The organism is Micromonospora sp. 050-3 (genome assembly GCF_046549335.1).
Classification (GTDB): Bacteria; Actinomycetota; Actinomycetes; order Mycobacteriales; family Micromonosporaceae; genus Micromonospora; species Micromonospora trifolii.
Genome location: NZ_JAJPVX010000001.1, coordinates 2,441,226 through 2,459,769, shown reverse-complemented (window position 1 = coordinate 2,459,769; position 18,544 = coordinate 2,441,226). Strand labels below are relative to the sequence as shown.

At 71.3% G+C, this 18,544-nt stretch carries 19 protein-coding genes; 12 read left to right on the top strand and 7 right to left on the bottom strand.

The genetic code is table 11. From position 1 onward, the window contains the following. Position 1: 1 nt before the first annotated feature. A complete protein-coding gene (locus ACLJOK_RS11135; protein WP_410818111.1) occupies positions 2-382 on the bottom strand; it encodes an Asp23/Gls24 family envelope stress response protein in 381 nt (126 codons plus the stop codon). Then, a complete protein-coding gene (locus ACLJOK_RS11130; protein ID WP_146754562.1) occupies positions 379-570 on the bottom strand; it encodes a hypothetical protein in 192 nt (63 codons plus the stop codon). The genes ACLJOK_RS11135 and ACLJOK_RS11130 overlap by 4 nt, the downstream gene beginning before the upstream one ends. A 164-nt stretch (positions 571-734) precedes the next feature. On the opposite strand from ACLJOK_RS11130, the gene ACLJOK_RS11125 reads away from it, so the two are divergent. After that, complete coding sequence (locus ACLJOK_RS11125) at positions 735-1,610, top strand: hypothetical protein (RefSeq protein ID WP_410818110.1); 876 nt, start codon at positions 735-737, stop codon at positions 1,608-1,610. A gap of 295 nt (positions 1,611-1,905) precedes the next feature. Then, positions 1,906-3,168: a hypothetical protein gene (locus ACLJOK_RS11120; RefSeq protein ID WP_410818109.1), complete on the top strand. Its 1,263-nt coding sequence runs from the start codon at positions 1,906-1,908 to the stop codon at positions 3,166-3,168. A 125-nt stretch (positions 3,169-3,293) separates the two neighbouring features. On the opposite strand, the gene ACLJOK_RS11115 is transcribed toward ACLJOK_RS11120, so the two are convergent. Both ACLJOK_RS11115 and ACLJOK_RS11110 read right to left on the bottom strand, forming a co-directional pair. Beyond that, positions 3,294-3,641, bottom strand: a complete 348-nt coding sequence (locus ACLJOK_RS11115; RefSeq protein ID WP_357188650.1) for a histone-like nucleoid-structuring protein Lsr2 — start codon at positions 3,639-3,641, stop codon at positions 3,294-3,296. A gap of 144 nt (positions 3,642-3,785) precedes the next feature. Then, positions 3,786-4,427 carry a response regulator gene (locus ACLJOK_RS11110; RefSeq protein ID WP_410818107.1) on the bottom strand — a complete coding sequence of 214 codons (642 nt, stop codon included), beginning with the start codon at positions 4,425-4,427 and terminating at the stop codon, positions 3,786-3,788. A gap of 65 nt (positions 4,428-4,492) precedes the next feature. Here ACLJOK_RS11110 and ACLJOK_RS11105 point away from each other — a divergent pair, with 65 nt between their 5' ends. The 4 genes from ACLJOK_RS11105 (at position 4,493) to ACLJOK_RS11090 (ending at position 9,186) form a co-directional block, all read left to right on the top strand. Further along, entirely contained in the window at positions 4,493-5,224 is a 732-nt protein-coding gene (locus ACLJOK_RS11105) for a sensor histidine kinase (protein ID WP_410818105.1), read from the top strand. A gap of 83 nt (positions 5,225-5,307) precedes the next feature. Beyond that, positions 5,308-6,177, top strand: coding sequence for a manganese catalase family protein (locus ACLJOK_RS11100; protein WP_410818104.1), 870 nt, complete (start codon positions 5,308-5,310; stop codon positions 6,175-6,177). Between the two features lie 141 nt (positions 6,178-6,318). Beyond that, positions 6,319-8,649 carry an endopeptidase La gene (gene lon, locus ACLJOK_RS11095; RefSeq protein ID WP_410818103.1) on the top strand — a complete coding sequence of 777 codons (2,331 nt, stop codon included), beginning with the start codon at positions 6,319-6,321 and terminating at the stop codon, positions 8,647-8,649. A 132-nt stretch (positions 8,650-8,781) separates the two neighbouring features. Then, positions 8,782-9,186 (top strand): DoxX family protein, encoded by a 405-nt coding sequence (locus ACLJOK_RS11090; protein WP_410818101.1) that lies wholly within the window; start codon positions 8,782-8,784, stop codon positions 9,184-9,186. A 45-nt stretch (positions 9,187-9,231) separates the two neighbouring features. Here the strand turns inward: ACLJOK_RS11090 and ACLJOK_RS11085 are convergent, their stop codons facing one another. Beyond that, on the bottom strand, positions 9,232-10,965 hold the full coding sequence (locus tag ACLJOK_RS11085; protein WP_410818099.1) for a DEAD/DEAH box helicase: 1,734 nt from the start codon (positions 10,963-10,965) through the stop codon (positions 9,232-9,234). A gap of 105 nt (positions 10,966-11,070) precedes the next feature. After that, complete coding sequence (locus tag ACLJOK_RS11080; protein ID WP_410818098.1) at positions 11,071-12,000, bottom strand: hypothetical protein; 930 nt, start codon at positions 11,998-12,000, stop codon at positions 11,071-11,073. 132 nt (positions 12,001-12,132) lie between these two features. On the opposite strand from ACLJOK_RS11080, the gene ACLJOK_RS11075 reads away from it, so the two are divergent. From ACLJOK_RS11075 to ACLJOK_RS11050, 6 genes are all read left to right on the top strand, one after another. Continuing rightward, on the top strand, positions 12,133-13,287 hold the full coding sequence (locus tag ACLJOK_RS11075) for a sensor histidine kinase (protein WP_410818096.1): 1,155 nt from the start codon (positions 12,133-12,135) through the stop codon (positions 13,285-13,287). Then, complete coding sequence (locus ACLJOK_RS11070; protein ID WP_410818094.1) at positions 13,284-13,889, top strand: DNA-binding response regulator; 606 nt, start codon at positions 13,284-13,286, stop codon at positions 13,887-13,889. Before ACLJOK_RS11075 ends, ACLJOK_RS11070 begins: the two co-directional genes overlap by 4 nt. Before the next feature lie 38 nt (positions 13,890-13,927). After that, positions 13,928-14,446 carry a 2'-5' RNA ligase family protein gene (locus ACLJOK_RS11065; RefSeq protein WP_410818093.1) on the top strand — a complete coding sequence of 173 codons (519 nt, stop codon included), beginning with the start codon at positions 13,928-13,930 and terminating at the stop codon, positions 14,444-14,446. 125 nt (positions 14,447-14,571) lie between these two features. Next, positions 14,572-15,204, top strand: a complete 633-nt coding sequence (locus ACLJOK_RS11060; protein ID WP_410818092.1) for a hypothetical protein — start codon at positions 14,572-14,574, stop codon at positions 15,202-15,204. 686 nt (positions 15,205-15,890) lie between these two features. Further along, positions 15,891-16,673, top strand: coding sequence for a DUF6082 family protein (locus tag ACLJOK_RS11055; RefSeq protein ID WP_410818090.1), 783 nt, complete (start codon positions 15,891-15,893; stop codon positions 16,671-16,673). After that, positions 16,657-17,631 carry an IS701 family transposase gene (locus tag ACLJOK_RS11050; RefSeq protein WP_410818089.1) on the top strand — a complete coding sequence of 325 codons (975 nt, stop codon included), beginning with the start codon at positions 16,657-16,659 and terminating at the stop codon, positions 17,629-17,631. Before ACLJOK_RS11055 ends, ACLJOK_RS11050 begins: the two co-directional genes overlap by 17 nt. On the opposite strand, the gene ACLJOK_RS11045 is transcribed toward ACLJOK_RS11050, so the two are convergent. Next, positions 17,579-18,271, bottom strand: a complete 693-nt coding sequence (locus ACLJOK_RS11045; RefSeq protein ID WP_410818087.1) for a hypothetical protein — start codon at positions 18,269-18,271, stop codon at positions 17,579-17,581. The two genes, ACLJOK_RS11050 and ACLJOK_RS11045, sit on opposite strands and share 53 nt — an antisense overlap. Positions 18,272-18,544 lie beyond the last annotated feature (273 nt).

Sequence of the window (18,544 nt, the reverse complement as noted above, 5' to 3'; positions counted from 1 at the left end):
CTCAGCCGTCCTCCACTGTGGCGGTGCCGGCGCCGGAGGAGTCGACGCCGGGGACGAGCAGGTCGTCCACGGTGACGGTCACCACCGCCACGCTGAGCCCGGTCTGGGCGGCCACCCGGTCGGTGACCACCGCCCGGACCGTTTCGGCGATCGTCGGCACGCTGTGCCCGTACCAGGTGATCAGGTGCAGGTCGAGTGCGACGGACCGGTCGTCCAGGCGGACCGCTGCCGGGCGGACGACGGACACGCCCGGCACGAGGCTGGCCGCCCGCACCGCGATCCGCGCGACGTCCGCGGTGTCGACCGGGCGGCGCTCGGGACCGGTCGTCCCGGCGGCCAGGCCGGTGCTGGGGTTCGTCCCCGCGGATGGGCGGGTGGTCATCGACGCCGCCGAGCGTCGGCGCGGCGGTCGCCGAGACCGGTCACCGCGAGGTCGCCGTCGAGCACCCGGACGACCAGCCAGCCGAGCAGGCCGGCGAGCACGGCGAGGGCGGCCACGCCGACGCCGGCGAGCGCCCAGACCGCCACGGCGAGGAACCCGGCGAGGAAGCCGAACTGCTGTCGCGACATGGTCACCTCCGGGCCGGTCCGGTACCGGCGGTCGCTGGATACACCCGGCGGCCATCCCTGGAACGTCGACGCTGCTGTGATCCCCGTCACATGAGAAGTCGGTGGCCCATGATCGACCACCTAGACTCGGCCCGGCTCGACCGACCGGCGGATGGATCAGGCAGATGACGAGCACCGGGAGCAACGACCGCGGCTGGCTGCGGGCGATGCCCGCCGAGGCGGGTAGCGACGCGCTGCTCAGCCGCGCCGGTCACCGGGTCCTGGCGGCACGCCGGCTCAGCGACCTGGTTCAGGGCCGCCCACCCGGTGTCACCGGCAGCCAGTGGACCTCGGCGAGCCGCGCCAGCTTCGACTTCGTGGTCTACGCCGCCGACACCGGCCGCCCGGTCGTCGCCGTGCAGATCGGCCCTGTGCCGTCCGCCGGCTCGGCGGAGCAGCGGTTGGAGCGACTCAAGGACGCGGTGAGCGCAGCCGTCGACCTGCCCGTGCTGCGGATCGGGTCGCCCACCTTGAACGCCGCCGAGCATGGCCTCCGCCTGGTCGAGTACGTGATCGACGCGCGCGCCTACGCCGCGGGCGGGTCCACCGCCGCCGGGACCGAGCCGGCGCCGGTGGGCTTCCGGGACATCCTGGGCCGGCTGCCGGACGGGCGTACCGGGCCGGTCAACGACCTCGGCGCGCTGACCCGCGCGGCGGCGGTCGAGGCGTACGTGGCCGGGCAGGTGGCCGACCCGATCGTGCGAGGGCTGCACGTCCGCTGGGTGGACGGGCCGGCACAGGGGTGGAGTTGGGTGCAGGTACGCCCCGACGCGTGCCTCATCGAGCAGGTCTCGGTGACCGAACACCGATTCTCCTGCGGCATCGACGCGGCCCGGCTGGCCGAGGATCTCGCCGCCGTCGCCGTGGGGGAACGACTGCGGGACAACTCCGTCGCCGACCTGCCGTCGCGCGCCGAGTGGACCGCGCAGATCGCCGCGCTGAGCCAGCGCCGCCACGAACTGGTCGGCGGCTTCGCCTTCGACCACCTCTGCGCCGACTGACCAGCGCCCGTTTCACCTGCTGATCCCTGCTCCGCACCGGCTCCGTGTCGGGTCGCGGCAATTTCCTGTGCGTCTGTTGAACCTTCCCGGCCGCCGCCCCGTACTCCTGCGCGAATGAACAGGATCTCCCCATCCGCGTCCACCGGGCGCGGGAGACGGTGCGGAAAGGGCATCGTCGGCCATCGACGCATTACCGGGTAGGTCACGGTGGGTCGCCACCGCGGCGTGCCAACTCACATCCGTCGGTCCGCCGAGGGCAGAAATCCACTACCGGATCGAGAAGGAGAGCAATTCGATGCGCAGGTCCACTCGGGCGCGCCGGCCTTCCGGCAACGCGCGGAGCAAGCGTCTGCTGGCAGTTGTCGGCACGCTCGCGGTCTTCGGCGGAGTTGTCGCCGTGACTCAGATTTCGTCGGCCCAGGACCGGCGGACAAATAAGCCACGTCCGGCTTCCGGGCAGTGCGTGGAGCCGAGCCCGGGTGCGACCGCGCCGACTGGCGGCGGCTCGACCAGCCGGACCTGGCAGAACGGTCGGTGGGTGCGTAATCACTGGGGTGACGGACAGCAGTCGGTCCCCGAGTGCGAGGACGGCAAGGACGGCACTGTGGGCACCGGCACGGCCATCGCCTGTCCGGACGTGGCGGCCAAACTGCCGCAGGTGCCGAACCGGGCGCGGGCCGAGGTGGACCGCAACCTCGCCCAGCTGCAGACCCAGATCGCCGAGGCGGACCGCCGACTTGCCGCCGAGGGCAACAAGGGTGAGGCGTTCATCCGCAGCGCGATCCTCCAGCCGTTGGCCGGCAAGCGCCGCGCCGTGCTGGACCGGATCACGACCGCCATCGACCGGGTCGGACCCCGGCCGCAGGGCCTCGCGCAGCTCGCCGAGTGCCAGGTGCAGCCCACCGGCGGCACGGGCGGCAACAACGGTGGCGGCACCACGCCCACCACCACTCCCAGCGGCGGCAACAACGGCGGTGGCGGCAACAACGGCGGTGGCACCGAGCCCGGCGCCGGGCTCGGCGTGCTCGCCAACGACTGCGACGAGAGTCGGCTCCAGCCGCACGACGGCTTTCAGAGAGGCGACCGCTGCGTCAGCACCGAGTTCGGTGAGGTCGGGGCGGCGGCCAACAACCCGTCGCTGCTGATCACCCAGTTCCCCGAGCAGGTCGGCCAGAACCAGGCCTTCACCCTGCGCGTCAGCACCCGCAACCTGGTCCGGGACCGCTTCCTGGCCGCCGGTCAGGGTGGCTACTACGTGGAGAGCTCGCTCCTCAACGACCAGGGCCTGGTCCGCGGTCACTTCCACACCGCCTGCCGGATGCTGGACAGCCTGACCGCTCCGCCGGAGCCGCAGGAGGTGCCCGCCTTCTTCGTCGCGACCGAGGACGGTCGCGGCGGCGCCCAGCCCGACGAGGTGACGATCCAGATTCCGGGCCTGCCGGAGTCCGGTACCGCCCAGTGCTCCGTCTGGGCCGGTGACGGCTCGCACCGCCTGCCGATGATGGAGCGGGCCAACCAGACCCCCGCCTTCGACTCGGTGCGCATCGACGTCAACTGAGCTGACGTACAACGGCGGCCGGCCACCCGGGGCGACAACCCGGGGTGGCCGGCCGCCGCTTCGCTTCGGGCGCCCGGACAAACGACGGGGCCCCGCCGTTTCCGGCGGGGCCCCGTCGAGTCGCGTCAGCGGCTCTTGTACGCCTCGACGACCTCAACCGGGATCCGGCCGCGCTCGGAAATCTTGTAGCCGTTCTTGACGGCCCATTCCCGGATGGCCCGGTTCTGCTCCCGATCCATTCCCGCGCCGGCGGGTCGCCCCGGCCGCCGGACTGAACGGGCGCTCTCCACCGGGCCGCGCCCGATCCGCCGACCCGCATTGATGTACGGATCGAGCGTCTTGCGCAGGACGCCGGCATTCTCGTCGGAGACATCGATCGTGTAGGCCACGCCGTCGAGACTGAACTCAACCGTCCGGTCGGCCTTCCCACCGTCGAGGTCGTCGGTCAGGACCGTGATTACTTTTCTCGCCATTGCCGATTACTCCCTGTGTGCGGCGGGATGTGTCCAAAGTCTGACCTATCACCCCGGTAATCCGCAACAATATGCCTTCCATTCATTCGGCGCGTCGCGATTCCGTTACCGAGCAAAACCGTGAATCGGTTCGGTGGCGGGGCCTCATTCTCCGAGGATGCCGCTGTGACCGGCGATGGCAGCCGCCTCGGCCCGGTTCGAGACCCGCAACTTGCGCAGCAACGCGGCGGTCATCCGTTTCACCGTCCGTTCGGAGACGTGCAGTTCTTCGGCGATGTCGACGGTGCTGCGGCCGGCGGCGATCGCCCGCAACAGCCGCTGTTCCTCGCCGTCCAGGTCGACGGGCGCGGAGCGCGTGGGCCGCAGCATGGCGCGCAGCAGTTCGGCCGGCAGCACCGCCCAGCCGTCGAGGATGGCCAGCAGCGGGGGCAGCAGTTCCTCCGGTTCGCTGGTCTTGGGCAGGAACCCCTCCGCGCCGGCCCGCAGCGCCTCCACCGCTGGCCCGGGGTCGGCGGAACCGGACATCGCGACCACCCGTACCCGCGGGGTGGTCCGCCGGATCGCGGCCACCGCCCGGATGCCGCCGGGCGGCGGCATGTGCAGGTCGACCAGGGCCAGGTCGGGGCGGCAGTTGTTGACCAGGGCCGCCGCCGCGGCGGCGTCGCCGGTCGAGGCGACCACCTCGGCGCGACCGTTGGTGGTGATCGGGAGCAGCAACTCGAGGCCGCGGACGAAAAGGGGGTGATCGTCCACGACGACGAGTCGCAAGGTGGAGGCTCCCAGCATGTCTGCGCCGTTCCCCAGCGGGTACCGATCATGCGGGTTCGCACCGAACGAGAGGAGTCGGGTGGATGCGCGTACGGCACGGTTTGCGGGACCTGCTGCGAGGGTTGCGCCCCATTGAGCCGACACCGGGCGAGAGGCGGCCGCCGGCGGCCGATTCGGAGTTGCTGCTGCGGGTGTTGTGCCACGAGTTCCGGACGCCGATCAGCACCCTGACCTCGCTGACCCGCGCGCTGGCCGACGAGCGCCGCGAGTTGACCGGGGACGACCGGCGGGCGCTCAGTGAGCTGGCCCGCGACCAGGCTGCCCATCTCCAGAGCCTGCTGCGCGACGCGACCGCCGGCACCGGCGTGCTGACGCCGACTCCGCAGCCGGAGCCGGCCGTCGCGCTGTCGGGCATCCTGCGGGAGGCCGCCGCGTTGGTGCCGGTCGGCCGTCGGCGGGCGCGGGTCACCCGGGGGGCGGCCTCCTGCCCGGTGCCGGCCGGACGAACCCGACAGGTACTGGTCAACCTGGTGCAGAACGCGTTGCGGCACGGGCCGCCGGACGGACAGGTCGGGCTCTACGCCACAGTGCGCGGCCCCAGCCTGAGCATCCTGGTCACCGACGAGGGTCGGGTCGACGAGGCCCTGCTGGTCGCGCTACGGCGTACGGCGCCGGCCGTCGGGATGTCCGGTCTGGGCCTGTGGATCGCGCGGCAGCTCGTCGCGACGGACGGGGGAGCGGTGCGGGCACACCGGCTACGGCCCCGTGGAGTGGCGTTGGAGGTGCTGCTGCCGATGGCTCGCCCGGTGCGCTGACCCGGGCGGGACACCGGTTGGCCCGCCCGGGTCATCGGGGCGGGAACGGCCTCGTTACCTGTTTCCGGTACCGAGGAGGTTGGATGTTCAGCCACGTCAAGGATCTGCAGTTCGAAGCCAAGCCGGACGGCCCGGACGCGGCGTTCGCCCGCCGTTTGCAGGAGGTGTTGGGCGGCAAGTGGGGCGAGATGACGGTCGCCAACCAGTATCTCTTCCAGGGTTGGAACTGCCGACTGCCCGGCAAGTACAAGGACCTGCTGCTCGACGTCGGCACGGAGGAGATGGGCCATGTCGAGATGATCGTCACGATGATCACCCGGCTGTTGGACAACGCGCCGCTGTCGCTGACCGAGGGGATCGCGGAGGACCCCGGAGGCGCCGCGACCTACGCCGGCGAGAACCCCGCGCACTTCATCCACGGCGGCGGTGGGGCCCTGCCCACCGACTCCAATGGGGTGCCCTGGAACGGCGCGTTCATCACCGCCAGCGGCAATCTGTTGGCCGATTTCCAGCTCAACGTCACCGCCGAAGCGCAGGGTCGGCTCCAGGTCGCCCGGTTGTTCCACATGACCGACGACCCGGGCGTCAAGCAGATGCTGCGCTTCCTGCTGGCCCGCGACACGATGCACCAGAACATGTGGCTGGCGGCGATCGAGCAGCTCAAGGAGGACGGGCTGGAGGAGATGCCGGTGCCGGAGGCGTTCCCGGATTCGGGTGAGCTCACCGCGGAGTACGGCTACACCTACCTGGGTTTCTCCTCGGGCACCGACGCCGCCCAGGGTCGCTGGGCGTCCGGGCCCTCGCCGGACGGCAAGGGCGAGTTCCGGTACGACGACAACCCGCGGGCGAACGCGCCGGAACCGGTGCTGCCTCCGGGTGATCCTCGGCTGTACGGCACCAACCCGGGGGTGGCCGGCTCGGTGGTGAACACGGTGAAGAGCAAGCTCACCTGAGGTGCATCGTCGGGTCGCCCGCCGGTCCCGGGCGACCCGACGGACCGGGCGGAAGAGTGGTCTGGGTCACAGGTCGGAACAAGGGGAACGCTTTGTTACTTGAGTGAGACACGCTCAACTCAACGCGATAGCAGGTGTTCGATGGCAACTCTTCCGGTACTTCCCCTGACCGACGCCGTGCTGCTGCCCGGCATGGTCATCCCGGTGACCCTCGACCCCACCACCCAGGCCGCGATCGACGCGGCGCGGGCGACCGGCGACCGCAAGCTGCTGGCCGTGCCGCGCATCGACGGCGAGTACGGCCCGGTGGGCGTGGTCGCCACCATCGAGAAGGTCGGCCGGCTGCCCGAGGGTGAGCCCGCCGCCGTCATCCGTGGCCTGTCCCGGGCCCGGATCGGCTCCGGCGTCCCCGGCCCCGGCGCCGCCCTCTGGGTCGAGGCGACCGAACTCGACGAACCCGCCCACGCCGGTCGGGCCCGGGAACTCGCCCGCGAGTACCGCGCCCTGGTGACCTCCGTGCTCCAGCAGCGGGGCGCCTGGCAGGTCATCGACGCTGTGGAGCGGATGACCGACCTCTCCGAGCTGGCCGACTCGGCCGGTTACGCGCCCTGGCTGACGCTGGAGCAGAAGAACGAGCTGCTCGCCGCGCCGGACGTCACCGCCCGGCTGGACCTGCTGGTCGGCTGGGTGAAGGACTACCTGGCCGAGCAGGAGGTCACCGAGCAGATCAACAGTGACGTCCGCGAGGGACTGGAGAAGTCCCAGCGCGAGTTCCTGCTGCGCCAGCAGCTGGCCGCGATCCGCAAGGAACTGGGCGAGGACGAGCCGGACGGCTCCGCCGACTACCGGTCCCGGGTCGAGTCCGCCGAGCTGCCGGACAAGGTACGCGAGGCGGCCATGCGCGAGGTCGGCAAGCTGGAGCGGGCCAGCGACGCCTCCCCGGAGGCGGGCTGGATCCGTACCTGGCTGGACACCGTGCTCGAGATGCCGTGGGGCACGCGTACCGAGGACAACACGGACCTGGCCGCGGCCCGGGCGGTGCTCGACGCCGACCACGCCGGCCTGGCCGACGTGAAGGACCGCATCCTGGAGTACCTGGCGGTGCGCAACCGGCGTGCCGAGCGCAACCTCGGTGTGGTCGGCGGTCGCGGCTCCGGCGCTGTGCTCGCCCTCGCCGGCCCTCCCGGGGTGGGCAAGACCAGCCTCGGCGAGTCCGTGGCGCGGGCGCTCGGGCGTAACTTCGTCCGGGTTTCGCTCGGCGGCGTCCGCGACGAGGCGGAGATCCGGGGGCACCGGCGCACCTACGTGGGGGCGCTGCCCGGTCGGATCGTCCGCGCGTTGCGCGAGGCGGGTTCGATGAACCCGGTCGTGCTCCTCGACGAGGTGGACAAGCTGGCCGCCGGCTACGCCGGAGACCCGGCCGCCGCCCTGCTGGAGGTGCTCGACCCGGCCCAGAACCACACCTTCCGGGACCACTACCTGGAGGTCGACCTCGACCTGTCCGACGTGCTCTTCCTGGCCACCGCCAACGTGGTGGAGTCCATCCCCGGCCCCCTGCTGGACCGGATGGAGCTGGTCACCCTGGACGGGTACACCGAGGACGAGAAGGTCGCCATCGCCCGCGACCACCTGCTGCCCCGACAGCGGGAGCGGGCCGGGCTGACCGTCGACGAGGTCAGCGTCGCCGACGAGGCTCTCGCGCTGATCGCGGGGGAGTACACCCGGGAGGCCGGCGTCCGGCAGCTCGAGCGGGCCCTGGCCAAGATCCTGCGCAAGGTGGCGGTGACGCTGGCGACGGACCCGACGCCGGCACGCGTGGGCACCGACAACCTCACCGGCTACCTGGGTCGGCCGAAGTTTACCCCGGAATCGGCCGAGCGCACCGCAGTGCCCGGCGTGGCCACCGGCCTGGCCGTCACGGGCGCCGGTGGGGACGTGCTCTTCATCGAGGCGACCAGCATGGAGGGCGAGCCGGGGCTGACCCTGACCGGCCAGCTCGGTGACGTGATGAAGGAGTCGGCGCAGATTGCGCTCTCCTACCTGCGCTCCAACGGGCGGCGGTTCGGCATCGACCCGAACGCCCTGGCGGGACGTCGGATCCACGTCCACTTCCCGGCGGGTGCGGTGCCCAAGGACGGTCCCAGCGCCGGCATCACCATGGTCACGGCCCTTGCGTCGCTGGTCACCGGTCGCCCGGTCCGCCCCGAGTTCGGGATGACCGGTGAGGTGACGCTCTCCGGTCGGGTGCTGCCGATCGGTGGGGTGAAGCAGAAGCTGCTCGCCGCGCACCGGGCCGGCCTCACCGAGGTCATCATCCCGGCGCGCAACGAGCCCGACCTGGACGACCTGCCGGCCGAGGTGCGCGAGGCGTTGACAGTGCACACCCTGGCCGACGTGGCCGACGTGCTCGCATTGGCGCTGCGCCCAGCCGACGTGAAGACGCTGGATGGTCCGGCGCTCTTCGCGGTCTGACGCTCCGACCGTCCGGGCCCCCGCCGTCTTGTGACGGCGGGGGCCCTTTCGGTACGCGGGGGGAGGTCTACTGTCTCGTCTGCACCGTCAACCACCTCTCCGCCGCGAGGCGGGCCCCCTGGAGGAACCCCCGTGAACGTGGTGCTCTGGATCATTCAGATCCTGCTCGCCGCCGTCTTCGCCGGCGTCGGGCTGGCCAAGCTGAGCCAGCCCAAGGAGAAGTTGCGCGACGTGATGCGGTGGGTGGACCCGGTCCCGCCGTCGCAGGTCAAGGCGCTCGGCGCGGTCGAGCTGCTGGCCGCCGCCGGGCTCGTGCTGCCCGCGGTCACCGGCATCGCCACGGTGCTCACCCCGCTCGCCGCCGTCGGGTTGGTCATCGTCATGATCGGCGGCATCCTGGTGCACCTGCGTGACCGCAAGCAGCAGACCACCCAGGACGGGCGTCGCACCGAGATCCAGGGGGCGATCGCCTGCGCGGTGCTGCTCGTCCTCGCCGCAGTGGTGGCCTGGGGCCGTTTCGGCCCGTACGCCCTCTGACCCGCGTCGGCGACCGCCGTACTCCGGCGGTCGCCGACGGCGTGCTCAGCGCTCGTCGCCGCCGCGGTCGCGGCGGACGGTGGCCTTGCGGCCCTTGATCGTGCTCTGCCGCAGCCCGGAGATAACCTCGTCGGCCACCCCCTGCGGCACCTCCACCAGGGAGAACCGGTCGGCGATCTCGATCGAGCCGATGTCCCGGCCGCGGATGCCGGTCTCCCCGGTGATCGCGCCGACCAGATCCTGCGGGCGGACCCCGGCGCGTCGGCCCAGGCCGACGAAGACCTGGACGGTGTTGCCACCGCCAGAGCGCGGCCGGCCCCCGCCCCGCCGGTCGCCGCCACGGCCGCCGGTCTCCGGCCGACCCTCGCGCGGCCCACGGACCGGAACCTGCGGGATCTCCTCCTCGTCGTCGGAGCCCGGCGACGTCACCTCGTGAGCCAGCTTCACGGCGGCGAGGGCGACCTCCATCAGGTCGAACTCGTCGGTCAGGGTCTCCACGATCACCCGGAACGGGTCCAGGTCGTCCTCCAGCAGGCTCTCCCGCAGGGCCGCCTGGGTCAGCTCCAGCCGCCGGGTACGCATGTCGGCCACGGTGGGGATCTTGTCGATGCTGATCCGTTGGCCGGTCACCCGCTCGATGGTCTTGAGCATCCGGTGCTCACGCGGCTCGGCGAGGGTGATCGCCACGCCCTCGCGGCCAGCCCGACCCACCCGACCGATCCGGTGCACGTACGACTCCGGGGCGGACGGCACGTCGTAGTTGACGACGTGCGTCAGCTGCTCGACGTCCAGCCCACGGGCCGCCACGTCGGTGGCCACCAGCAGGTCGGCGGTGCCCGCCCGCAGCCGGCCCATGACCCGGTCGCGCTGCTCCTGGCTCATTCCGCCGTGCAGCGCCTCGGAGCGGTAGCCCCGACCGTTCATCGTCTCGGTCAACCGGTCGACCTCTTCCCGGCTGCGGCAGAACACGATCGCCGCGGTCGGGGACTCCACGTCCAACACCCGACCCAGCGCGGCCGGCTTGTGCGCCCGGGTCACGATGTACGCGCTCTGCCGCACCCGGGGCGCCTCACCCGCTACCGTCTGCTCGCGGCCGATCTCGATCCGCACCGGTTCCCGCAGGTGCTGGCGGGCCATCCCGTCGATGCGCGACGGCATGGTGGCCGAGAAGAGCACAGTCTGACGCTCTGCCGGAGCGTGCTCCAGGATCGCCTCGATGTCCTCGGCGAAGCCCATGTCGAGCATCTCGTCGGCCTCGTCGAGCACCACCGTGGTCAACCCACCGAGGCGCAGGGTGCCCCGGGCGATGTGATCGAGGGCCCGCCCCGGGGTGGCCACCACCACGTCGACACCGTATTCCAGTGCCCGCAGCTGCCGCCCGATCGGCTGCCCGCCGTAGATCGGCAGCACCCGCGCGCCCAGGTCCTTGCCGTAGCGGTGGAACGCCTCGGAGACCTGCACCGCCAGCTCCCGGGTCGGCACCAGCACCAGCGCCACCGGGTCGCCCCCTTGGCGGTGTGCCGCCATGAGGTTCAGCAGTGGCAGCGCGAACGCAGCCGTCTTGCCGGTGCCGGTGGCCGCCTGACCCAGCAGGTCGCGACCCTCCAGCAGCGGTGGGATAGCCTCCCGCTGGATGGGGGTCGGCTCCTCGTACCCGAGGGCGGCGAGGGCGCCCAGCAGCTCGGCGCGGAGCCCGAGCTCGGTGAAGGCGCTCACCTCGTCGGTGCCGTCGGGGGTGGCGTCGATCGGTGCGTCGTGCTGTGCAGGTGCGGAACTCATGTGCCAAGCCTTTCATCACGCCGTCCGGGCCGTTGCGGCGACCGCCACAAGAGCTGTCTTCGGGCTCGTGCTGCGGCTGTTCCAAGATCCCGGCGGCGGCCTCGGTCAGGCGTCGGTGGTCAGGATGGCCAGCACCATCACCGCGGCGAGGGCCACGTCGAGCACCACGCAGAACTCGGCGTAGCCGCGCGGCACCACCCGGCGGTTGCGGTGGTGCACTACGTCCCAGCCCGCGTGCGCCAACCACCCGAACGCCACCAGCCAGTCGGCGGTCCGCCCGCCGGCCAGCACCGCGACCAGCGTCAGGGCGACCCAGATGGCCAAACCGGCGAGTTGGGCGGCGAGCACGCCCCGCCCGCCCAGCGTGCGGCGGGCCATGCCGATCACCAGGTAGCCGCCGGGCAGCACCAGCATCGTCCACGGGCTGAGCACGCCCGGGTCGACCCACATGTCCACGGTCAGCAGCAGCGCCAACCCGGCCGGCCAGTGGTGGGCGAGCGCCACCACGACCCGGTGTCGGCGTACCGGCGCGGACGCCTCGTGTCGGTGCCGGACCGCCACCAGCACCATCGCGGGAATCATCAGCAGGTGACCGCCGAGCAGCAGCGCGTCGGCGTCGATCAGCCCGACCCGAAACGGCACGAACAGCAGCAGGAACGGGACGTACATCGCGGCGGCCATCTCACCGACCGCGTGCCAGCGGTGCGCCCGGTAGCGCATCCCCACAGTCATGCCGACGGTCATGTTCGTGGCCATCACCAGTGCGGCGACCTCCGGCCGGGCCAGCGCGTCGCCGACCCCCAGAGCGGTGCCTGCCAGCTCCCACAACGGCCCGAGCAGCAGCATCCCGGCGACCATCGCCAGGGCCATCTCGCCCAGATGCCACAGCAGCCGCCGGCTACTGCTGACCGGTGTCGCGGCGGCCGGTGTCGCGGTGGTAGGTGTCGCGGCCGAGGGTGCCGGCTCGTCGGTGGGCAGGGGCGCGGGCGACGGTACGGCGGTGAGGCTGTCCGCGTACATCTGGTTGTTTTCCATGCCTTGACCCTGCCGGTATCCCCGGTGTGCCCGGCAGACCCGTTCGTCACGGGAAAACCGTGCGGACCGCACGGCCCGACCGTGACAGTTCGCACGGGTGGACCGTGCGCCGGGCGGCCCTAGGATCGGGGCGTGGCGAGCGAGGCGGTGACTCCCCGGGCGGACCGTCGGCTGCGCCGCGCCCGGCGGGCAACGCTGGTGTCGCTGGCCACCGGCGTGTGGGCGAGCGTCCTGCTACCCGCGGTCGGCCTGACCCACGAGCCCGACCCGGGCCGGGTGACCCTCGGCGCGGTCGGCATCCTCGCCTTCGTGATCGCCCAGACCGTCGTCCTGTACGCGGCCGTGACGCCGTGGCTCGACCCGCGCTGGCGGCGTCGGGCCGAGCTGAGCCTGGTCGGGGTGGCGGTGCTGACCGTTCCTCTGGTGGGCCCCGTGGCGGCCGGCAGGTGGCCGACCTGGGCCTGGCTCGGTGCGGCGCTGATCGGCATGACGCCGCTGCTGGTGCGCTGGCGGGCCGCGCTGGCGGTCGCGGTCGGCGTCCTGGCGGTGGCGGTCGCGGTGGCCTGGTGGACCGGCGGTTCCATCCCGCGCCACCTCGCCGTGACAGGTGGGATCGGCGTGGCCGTGGCCGCCGTCAACGGGTTCCAGGTCTGGTTCTGGGACCTGCTCGTGGAGGCCCGGCAGGGCCAGGCCGCCCAGGCGCGGCTGGCCGCCGCCGAGGAGCGGCTGCGCTTCGCCCGCGACGTGCACGACGTGCTGGGACACCACCTCACGGTGATCGCGTTGAAGGCCGAACTCGCCGCCCGACTCGCCCCGGTCGACCCGGAACGGGCCGGGCGCGAAGCCGCCGAGGTGCAACGGTTGGCCGCCTCCGCGCTGAGCGAGGTACGGGAGACCGTGCACGGCTATCGGGCCGTCGACCTCGACGAACAACTCACCGCGGTGGTCGGGGTGCTGCGCTCCTGCGGGGTGCGGTGCACGGTCCTGCCACTGCCGGCGGACCTGCCGCAGCCCGCCGCCATCGAACTGGCGGCGGTGCTGCGCGAGGCGAGCACCAACGTGTTGCGGCACAGCCGGGCCGACTGGTGCCGGATCCACATCGATCGGGAGGATGACGTGGCCAGGATGACGGTGGCCAACGACGGCGCCGACGACAGTGGCCCGGACGCGCACAGCCACGGCCTGCGCGGGCTGGCCGACCGACTCGCCGCCGCCGGCGGCGAGTTGCGGGTACGCCGGGAGGGCGCGATCTTCACCCTCGAAGCCACAGTGCCGGCGCCGTCGTGATCCGCGTCCTGCTCGCCGACGACGAGGATTTGATCCGGGTCGCCGTCGGCGCGCTGCTCGGCCTGGAACCGGACATCGAGGTGGTGGCCCATGCCGCCGATGGAAAGACAGCCGTCACCGCGGCGCTGGCGCACTGCCCGGACGTGGCAGTGGTGGACCTGGAGATGCCCGGCCTGGACGGCATCGCGGTAGCCGCCGAGCTGACCCGGGTCCGACCCGACTGCGCGGTGGTCGTGCTGACCGGGCACGGTCGTCCCGGGCACCTGCGCCAGGCGTTAACCGCCGGCGCCCGGGGGTTCCTGCCCAAGGGCTCGCCGGGTGGGGCGCTCGCCGACGTGATCCGCCGGGTGCACTCCGGAGGTCGGTACGTCGACCCAACGCTTGCCGCCGACGCGCTGACCCTGCCCCCGTGCCCGCTGACCCCTCGGGAACTGGAGACGCTCCGGCTGGCGGAGGTCGGTGCCCCCGTCGCGGTGATCGCCCGTCGGGTGCACCTGTCCACCGGAACCGTGCGCAACCACCTCTCCGCCGCCGTGCAGAAGCTCGGCGCCGCCGACCGGACCGAGGCGGTGCGCACCGCCCGGGACAACGGCTGGCTCTGACCACCTTCACCAGCGTGTCCGTCGGCTAGCGTGGGCGCGTGCGTACGGTAGAACTGGTCTGCTCGCCCGGCCTGGAGGTCGCGGTCCGGGCGGTCTGGGTCCGTCTGGCCGCCGCCGGTTTGCCCAGCCTGGCCCGCAACATCCACCCGACCAACCGGCCGCACCTCACCCTCGCCGCCGTCGACGAGCTCCCGCCGGGGGTCGAGCACCGCTTGGCCGAACTGTTCGACGCTGCGCTGCCGGTGCCGGTGACGCTCGACCGGGTCGTCGTCCTCGACGGCAGCGCTCCGTTGGTCTGGCTCGTCCGACCCACTCCGACGCTCACCGCGCTGCACGCAGCCGTCTGGGACGTTCTCGCCGAGGCCGACGGACACCGCCCGTGGCATGCGCCCGACGCATGGGTGCCGCACCTGAGCCTGGCCCTGCGGTTCCGCAACGCGGACCTGCGGTTGGCTCGTGCCGTCGCCGGTGGGCAGCGCCCGACGGGCGACTTCGACGCCGCGCGCAGCTACGACGGCACGGACCGGTCGGTGACCGCGCTGACCCGGCTCCGCTAGGGTCAGCGCCGCATTGTCCGAGCGGGGGGATCAGGGTGCGGGACATCGGCTCCCACGACGTTCAGTTCCGCGACGCGGGTATCCCCGAACGATGCTGCTTCTGCGGCCGACTGTCCCTTGGTCTGGTGGGTCAGGATTTCTATCTGGCTCCGTACTCTCTCGGCCCTGACCGGTCCGGCACTGACGACCGGTCCGGCCAGTGCCACCTCAGGTGTCTGCGGGAGTCGGGCCTGGGTCGACGATGGGCGAGTGGTTCCAGCGACTACTTCTGCCGCCGGTGGCCGGACTGGACGGGCGTCGACGGCGGCGCGTGGCGGGTCCATGTCAGCCCGCGAGCGAGGACTTTCGTTCTGTGGTCGGCGCACGGGTGGTTCGCCCAGCTCCCGTTCCACGTCGTCCAGGCCGGCGATGTCCCACCTGCTGTCGGCCCGCCGGCCGATGGGCGGGTTCTGCTGGCTGTCTCGTCGACAGTCGGTTTCGAGGGCGGACCGTACGAGACGATCTTCGCAGGGCTCCGCAGCGGGAAACAGGACCGGATCGACCTGCCGAAGCTCCTTGAGGACGTGGACAGCGCGGATCAGGTGCTCACGCCGCACGTGCTCCGGGGCGGCTGGGTTGAGCGAGTCGCATCCGAGGAACGGAAGGTGTCGATGCCGGCCGAGTACCTGGCTCGGCACGCCGTTGACCTCGACGCCGATGTGGTCGCCGCCTGCCGGGAGGCCGTCCGTGCGACGGCGGGCCGGCGGCGGCGACGATGACCGCCACCGCCTGCCGTGAGTTGGTTGGTGGGCATCGCCGACACGGGCCAGGATCCCACTTCCGGAGCCGGGTGACATCAGGGATCATGGTCGCCATGGACGCTCTGAAAACTGAGTGGGTCACCATCGCGGCCTATGCGAACACCCGGGGTTGCCCGCAGCCGATGGCCGCCGTACGCGCTTGACTACGTGATCGGGGCATCGACTGGATGCCCTTCGAGGCGAACGCGATCTCCGTCAATCTGGCCTGTGGCGTCGGCGATGACGGTCGATGGCACGGCTGGGTTGGCATTCGTGTCGAGGCTGCCGCACTACGTGGACTCGGCCTGCACCCTGACCAGCCGAGCGCGACGGTCACCGACCCTAGCCCGCCCGCCTGGTGGCATGCGGCCGCAGAACGCCACGCCCGCTAGTACCCCAGCCGGAGATCGTGGTCGGAGCCTTCGTGCCGTTTCCGCTGGTGGCACGACAGCAGCACTGGGGCGCACATCCCAGCCATCGTCATGGGTCAGCAGGCGAGCAGCACGGGACGGCAGAATGCCGGGATGCATCGAAGCACCAGGGCCCAGGACCGTGCAGACGGACGCAGTGTCGGTAGCGCTTCGGTGCCAGGCCCGGCGATAGGAGGGCGGAGCCTGGCCCGTCGCGTCGGCCAAGCGTCGGCCGCAGTCGCTGTAGTCCTTGTCGTGGTGGGGCTGGTGATCCTGTCGCCCATCGCATTGCGAGCTGTGAGCCTGGGAGAGGCGGAAGACTGGGGCCGGTTGAGTGATATCGGCCAGACCTACGGAGCCACGTCGGCGGTCTTGTCGGCACTTGCGCTCGGAGGCGTAGCGGCGTCGCTGCTGCTCCAGGCCCGCCAGACCAGAGCGGAACGGATCCAGGCCATCCGCGGTTTCCACGCGGATCTGATCCGGATGCAACTCGATGATCTACCTCTTTACCTGCCCTGCTGGGGTCCGCTGGACTTGCCCGATGACACCGCCAAGCGGCAGCACGTCTACACCAACCTGCTGTTGCAGTACGCCTGGATGGGCTACGAGATTGGCACCATCTCGGAACCGCTGCTTCGGGACATGCTGGGCGGCATGTTTCGTGGCGACGTCGCTCGGCGTTTCTGGCCGATGGCTCGGGGGGCCTGGGCGGCGAGTACGGCGGGGACGAGACGAGGACGACGCTTTCTCCTCATCATTGATGAGGAGCATTCCAGAACTTTGTTGACCGAACCGAGAGTGCGCGCAGCGGGGCCTGAAGATGGCCTCAGTCCCGTCCGAAGTTCCGTCCCAGCGGCCGCCCGTCTATTGAACTGCGTCGTCATCGGCGTTGCGGCGAGTATCTCGGCGGGCCTGGTGTGGCGCCGGCTGCGATCAGCTCGTACTCCAGCCAGAGGAGTTGGTCTGATCCGGGGGAGGGCTCATCCGGGGCCGGAGCGGGCGCAGCCACCATCGAGCATGGATGGTTGTGTGGACTGACCATGACGCGGCGGTGGCTGCCGGCTACAGGGTAGACGCGATCGCGGAGCATGCCGGTAACACGGGTCCGGACGGGATGCAGGAGCTGCTGACCCGGGTCAAGTGGGACGATGCCGATGTCCGCGCCGATGTCCGCGAGTTCGTCGGCGACCACCTCGGTGATGCCGCGGCGGTACTGGTCATCGACGAGACGGGCGATCTGAAGAAGGGCCGGCACACCGTCGGCGTCCAGCGGCAGTATTCGGGCACCGCCGGGAAGATCGAGAACTGTCAGGTCGCCGTGCACCTCGTCTACGCCACCGACGCTGGTCACGCGATGCTCGACACGGCGCTCTACCTGCCGAAGTCCTGGTGCGACGACGCCGAACGCCGCGCCGAGGCCGGTGTCCCTGAGCAGGTGCGCATCTACCGCGTTGACGCCCTCGCCGCCGGTCTTCCTGCCACCGCCTGGCAGCGGGTGTCCGCGGGTCGAGGCGCGAAGGGACACCGCTACTACGACTGGTCCTTCACCGCACTGCCGCACGCCCCCGACGCCCACGGCGGGCACCACTGGCTGCTGATTCGCCGTAACCGCCGCAATGGTGAGCTGGCCTTCTACCGCTGCTGGTCACCCGAACCCGTCCCGCTCCGCAACCTCGTCTTGGTAGCCGGCCGCCGCTGGGAAATCGAAGAGTCGTTCCAAGCCGCGAAGACCGGATCCGGCCTGGTCCAGCACCAGAACCGCCGCTGGACGTCCTGGCACCGATGGACCACCCTGGCGATCCTCGCCCACGCCTTCCTCGCCGCCGCGACCAACCACCGCAGCCGTCCCGACCCGACCGGGCTGATCGCGCTGACCGTCAACGAACTACGTCCCGGCTGGAGTACTAGGCAGTGCCGACCGTCCCAGGTGGCCGGGCCGGGCCTCAGTTGCCGCCCCCACCGCCATCGCCGCCTCCGCCATCGCCCCCGCCGCTGAACTCGCCGCCACCGCCGCCGCCTGCACCGCCGGCGTAGCCGTGACGGCCGTCGTTGAAGGGCAGATCGCCGCGAATGCCGGGTGGTTTGGGTCGCTTGCCCGGCCCTGCGAGGTGTTGCAGGCAGACCCGGCCGGAAACCGGGAAGCATTCGCCTCGGCCTCCGCAGTCGGCCAGGTAGCGATTGCCATCGTGGATGTGCAGTTCCTGGTCCACCCGGAACAGCAGCGGAAGGCCGTTCGGACCGCAAGCTTCGTCCCGGCGGCCGTGGCTCAGCGTGGTGAGCAGCAGGGACCGTCGATTGTCGTCGGTCGTGTTGCCGCCTGTCGCGGACCTTGGCTCAGGCTGCGGGGAGCGCCCGAACGCTGTGTCGCAGAACGTCGCGTAGTCCCGCGAATGCAGGGTCAACTCCTGCCACAGATCGTTCACGACCACCGAGGGCATCGACAGCTTCGCGTTGGGCTGGCGGGCGATGATCCGGAACCACTGCCGGGTCGCGGTCTCGACGAGAACGATGTCACCGTCACTGAGGTGGGGATACCGATTTCGTAGGTGCTCGCGCCCGCTGGCAGGAAACCGCAGCTCGGACACGGCGCGGAGTCGGCGAGGGGTGCGGTCGCTTCTGAACTTCGTCCAGATCATGCGGTTGCTTCTATCCGCCCGGGGTGCAGGCGCTGAGGCCTCGACTTGCCGAAGTGGCGCCGCGGCTCCCTTCAGAGTAGAGCAGCAGGCAAGCCGATGCGGCTCGTCCCGTTCGCGTTACCGCATCAATAATAACTAAATTGACAATTATGGATCTAAGTGAATTCGATTTCCGGCTAGTTCGCGAGCTGCGTACCTTGTTCGGCGCTTGCATTCATTCGCCATGGATGCGGTCGTCATGGACGGCCGTGGATCGGCTGCCGAGGGCGTTCG